Raw genomic sequence first — 4382 nt, 5'->3', positions numbered from 1 at the left:
GGCCCGGCCGGTGCGGCTCGCCGAGGTCGCCGCCGAGCTGGACGTCACGGTGCCGCACCTGGTGCGCTCGTTCACCCGGGAGCTCGGCCTGCCACCGCACCGGTACCTGGTCGGACGGCGCCTGGACCTGGCCCGACGTCGGCTGCTGGCCGGCGAGCCCGCGGCCGACGTCGCAGCCGCCACCGGGTTCCACGACCAGGCGCACCTGACGCGGCACTTCCGCCGTCTGCTGCGGACGACGCCGGGGCGCTACCAACGGGGCTGACGAGGCCGGACAGCGAGCCGGGCCGCCGTCGGCCCTCCCCTTCGAGGCCCGACTTTTCTTCGCTTTCGGCCGCCGCAAAGAGGAGAAAGTTTGGCCTCGAGAGGGAGGAGCGTCACGCCCCACACCCCTGCGCACCGCAGCCACCGGCCGTCCGGTGCGGGAGAATCGGATCTCGTGACCGACCCCGTGACCGAGCCCGCCCTCTTCGACCTGCCTCCGGGTGCGCGGCGCCCCCGCGCGCGCGTGGTGCTGCTGACCGGACCGTCGGGTTCGGGCAAGACGTCGCTCACGCAGCGGCTCGGCCTGCCGGTGGTGCAGCTCGACGACTTCTACCTCGACATCGATCACCCCGGGCTGCCGCAGCGCTACGGCAGCGTGGACTGGGACAGCCCCGAGAGCTGGGACGGCAAGGGCGCGCTGGCCGCGCTGCAGGAGCTCGCCACCGAGGGCCGCGCCGAGGTGCCGGTGTACGACATCCCGACGTCGCGCCGCACGGGCATGCGCCGGCTCGACATCGGGGACTCGCCGCTGATGATCGCCGAGGGCATCTTCGCGGCGCAGCTCGTCGAGGAATGCCGGGCCGAGGGGCTGCTCGCCGACGCGATCTGCCTGTCGCGACCCCGCCTGGTCACCTTCTGGTTCCGGTTCCTGCGCGACGTCGCCGAGGCGCGCAAACCGATCGTGACGCTGCTGCGCCGGGGCACCTCGCTGCTGCGGTCCGAACCGGCGATGATCGAGCGGTGGGTCGCGCTGGGCTGCCGCGAAACCTCACCCGCTCAGGCGGAGAAAGACATCCGAAACCTCCTTGTGCAGAAGTCCTCGGATACGTAATCCTCGTGTAACCAAACTGCCATGTAACGCACATCCGCAGGGCTCACCCTGGGCACAGGAGGTGGTGTCTGTGATCCAGCGCAACGGTTTGCGTGTGCTCTCGCTCTACGAGGGCTTCTTCAGCGGCGGGGCTCGTGTCCTGCACTCGACAGTGGTTGCCGGTCTGCATCAGGGCGGTCGTCAGCAGCATTCCGTGCTGAGCCTGCACCACGAGGTCCGGCGCGAGGCCACCCTCCAGCGCATGGAGGACGACCCGCGCTACCGCGCCCTGCGCGCCGCGGGCGTGCGGATCGGCTCCTTGGGCCGCAGCACGGACGCGAATCACGACCCGCGGGTGTTCACCGAGGCCGAGCTGCGGGCCGCGGGCCACCAGGCCAGCGGATCCCACGTCATCCTGTCCCTCAAGGAGCAGCCGCTGCGGCTGGTGAACCAGGACGCGTTCCCGCAGCGTCCGGTCATCGCGTGCCTGCACCGGTCCGACCCGGAGCACCAGGGCGACGCCCTCGGCGACCTGCTGACCGCCGCCGAGCGAGGCCGCCTGGCTGCCGTCGTCTGCTGCGCGGAGTCCACGCGCGACGCGTACCGGGCGGCGGGCGTGCCCGCCGACCTGCTGCGCGTGGTGCCGAACGGCATCAACCTGGCCCGGTTCCGGCCGGTGCAGGGCGCGCGCCGGCTCGCGCTGCGGGGCGCGGCCGGGATCCCGGCCGACGCGACGGTCGTGGTCTACGCGGCGCGGTACGACGAGATGAAGAACCCCGAGCTGTTCCTCCGGTCGGCCCGGACGTTCCTCGAGCTCGACCCCGCCGGCTACGTGCAGATGTGCGGAGCGGGCATGAGCTCGGCCAACCCCGCGCTGCGGGACGACCTGGCCCGCATCTTCGGCGACCGCCCGGACCTGCTGGAGCGCCTGGAGCTGCTGGGCGTGCGCCACGACATGGAGCTGGTCTACGCGACGGCCGACGTCGTCGCGCTCACCTCGACGTTCGGCGAGGCCGCACCACTGTGCCTCATCGAGGGATCGATGTGCGGGGCCGTGCCCGTCACGACCCCGGTGGGCGACGCGCCGTCGATCGTCGAGCGGATCGGGTTCGTGACGTCGTTCGAACCCGACGAGATCGCCGCGACCTGGATCGAGGCCGCGGCCCGTCGCGAGGAGCTGGAGTCGGCACGCACCGCCGTGCGGCCGAAGTTCAGCCACGTCCGGATGATCGCCGGGTACTCCAGTGTCATCGAGCGCACGCACCGCGACGCCGGTTTACGGATGGCGCGGGTGTAGCCAGGCCCGGGCCGGCCGGGTGGTCGCAAGACGTCAGATCATCGGCACCCGGGGTGCCGACGATCTGACGTCCTGTCGGTCACGCACGCTGTGCCGCGGCCGGCAGCCAGGTGCCGGCGGCCGTGACCAGTGCCGTCACACCGTTCTCCAGTGTCGGGTGCGGCACCGGCGCGTAGCGCGGCGAGTGGTTGGAGGGGACGGTCAGGAGCGCCGGGTCGCTCAGGTCTCCGGTCGTGAAGAGGCCTGGGTCGGTGCCACCGAGCAGCCAGTACGACAGGGGCGCCCCCGCACTCGTCGCCAGGATGCCCACGTCCTCGCTCCCCGCTCCCGCTCCTGGGTCGAGGAGGTTCTCGGGGCCGAGCCACGACGCGAAGGCGGCGAACGTCCGGGAGAGCGCGGCGTCGTCGTTGACGACCACGGGGAACCGCTCGATCGGGGTGATCGTGGGCTCCTCGGTCGCGCCGGCGGTGATCGCCTCGCCGCGCACGATGCGCTCGACGGCGTCGAGGATCCGCTGCCGCACCGCCTCGTCGTAGCTGCGGATGTTGAGCTGCAGCTCGGCCTCGCCGGGGATGACGTTGGCGGCGTCGCCGGCGTGGATCGAACCCACGGTGAGCACGGCGGTCGCCGTGCTCGGGATCTCGCGGGACACGACCGTCTGCAGGCGCAGCACGGTTTCGGCCGCCATCACGATCGGGTCGACCGACGCCTGGGGCATCGATCCGTGCGCCCCGCGCCCCGCGAGCCGGACCCGGAGCGAGTCGGAGCCCGCGTACGACGCGCCGGGATGCCCCGCGATCCTGCCCGCCGGCAGCGGCGCCACGTGCTGGCCGAGCACGACGTCGGGGGTCGGGAAGCGGTCGTAGAGGCCGTCGTCGACCAGCGCCTGGGCGCCCTGACCCAGTTCCTCCGCGGGCTGGAACACCACGAGCAGGGTGCCGGCCCAGCTCTCGCGGGTGTGCGCCAGCACGTCGGCGGCGCCCAGGAGGCACGTGGTGTGCAGGTCGTGCCCGCAGGCGTGGTCGACCGGGACCGTCTTCCCGGCCGCGTCCGTCGCGGTCGCGGTGCTGGCGTAGTCCAGGCCCGTCTCCTCCCTGACCGGAAGGGCATCCATGTCGGCGCGGAGCAGCGCCGTCGGGCCGGACCCGTTCCGCAGGATGCCGACGACGCCGGTCTTGCCGACGCCCGTCGTCACCTCGAAGCCGGACGCCGTGAGCCGGTCGGCGACGATCCGCGCGGTGCGATGCTCCTGGAAGCCGAGCTCGGGATGTCGGTGCAGGTCCTGGTACAGGTCCGTGAGCGCCGGGTCGAACGGGACGTACTGATGTGAGGTCATGGCAGTCCTCCGTCGTCCGTCCCCACGCTAGGCGCGGCCCGGATGGCCCGCTCGCGGGGGCCGGCGGGCGGTTTCCACACTCTGAAAAGCCGCTCGGCGACCACGAGCGCGCCGGACACGGCAGTATGACCTCATGTCCGACGCCCCCGTCACCCTGAGCCAGGTCGCCCGCGAGGCCGGCGTCTCGCTCGCCACGGCGTCCCGCGCGATCAACGGGAGCGCTACCCGCAGCGTCCGCGAGGACCTGCGCGAGCGCGTCCTGGAGGCCGCGCGCCGCCTCGCCTACTCGCCCGACCCCAGCGCGCAGGCCATGGCCCGCGGGCGCACCACCGCGCTCGGGCTCGTGGTGCATGACATCGCCGACCCGTACTTCTCGACGATCGCCGCCGGCGTGGCGCGCGCGGCGGAGCGGGCGGGCCTCATCGTGACCCTCGCGTCGACCGAGCACAGCTCGGCCCGCGAGCTCGCCTTCGTCGAGCTGGCGCGGCGGCAGCGGTCACGCGCGATCATCCTGGCGGGCGGGCGGCTGGAGCCGGAGGGCACCAGCGGGTCGGGGGACGACGGGGGGTCGCGGGCCGACGAAGGGTCGCGCGCCGACGAAGGGTCGCGGGCCGACGGCGGGTCACAGGGTGCAGGTTCCAGTGCGGGTGAGCCGCGGATCGATGCGGCGGCGG

Annotated in this window: 5 protein-coding genes; 4 read left to right on the top strand and 1 reads right to left on the bottom strand. The window is 73.1% G+C overall.

The window, feature by feature from the left end; all coding sequences use genetic code 11:
- The 3 genes from PROKR_RS20730 to PROKR_RS20720 form a co-directional block, all read left to right on the top strand.
- Positions 1–265, top strand: a 265-nt coding sequence (locus PROKR_RS20730) for a helix-turn-helix domain-containing protein (protein WP_157602373.1), incomplete at its 5' end; no start/stop codon positions are given.
- A gap of 174 nt (positions 266–439) precedes the next feature.
- Positions 440–1096, top strand: coding sequence for a uridine kinase family protein (locus PROKR_RS20725; protein ID WP_036966728.1), 657 nt, complete (start codon positions 440–442; stop codon positions 1094–1096).
- 70 nt (positions 1097–1166) lie between these two features.
- Positions 1167–2372, top strand: a complete 1206-nt coding sequence (locus PROKR_RS20720) for a glycosyltransferase (RefSeq protein ID WP_245605908.1) — start codon at positions 1167–1169, stop codon at positions 2370–2372.
- Between the two features lie 79 nt (positions 2373–2451).
- Here the strand turns inward: PROKR_RS20720 and PROKR_RS20715 are convergent, their stop codons facing one another.
- Positions 2452–3708: an amidohydrolase gene (locus tag PROKR_RS20715; protein WP_036966722.1), complete on the bottom strand. Its 1257-nt coding sequence runs from the start codon at positions 3706–3708 to the stop codon at positions 2452–2454.
- Positions 3709–3841: 133 nt separating this feature from the next.
- Between PROKR_RS20715 and PROKR_RS20710 the strand changes: the two genes are divergently transcribed.
- A partial coding sequence (locus PROKR_RS20710; protein ID WP_157602370.1) for a LacI family DNA-binding transcriptional regulator occupies positions 3842–4382 on the top strand: 541 nt, incomplete at its 3' end.

It is taken from the genome of Promicromonospora kroppenstedtii DSM 19349 (assembly GCF_000515355.1).
GTDB lineage: Bacteria > Actinomycetota > Actinomycetes > Actinomycetales > Cellulomonadaceae > Promicromonospora > Promicromonospora kroppenstedtii.
This window is presented reverse-complemented; position numbering and strand designations above follow the sequence as displayed.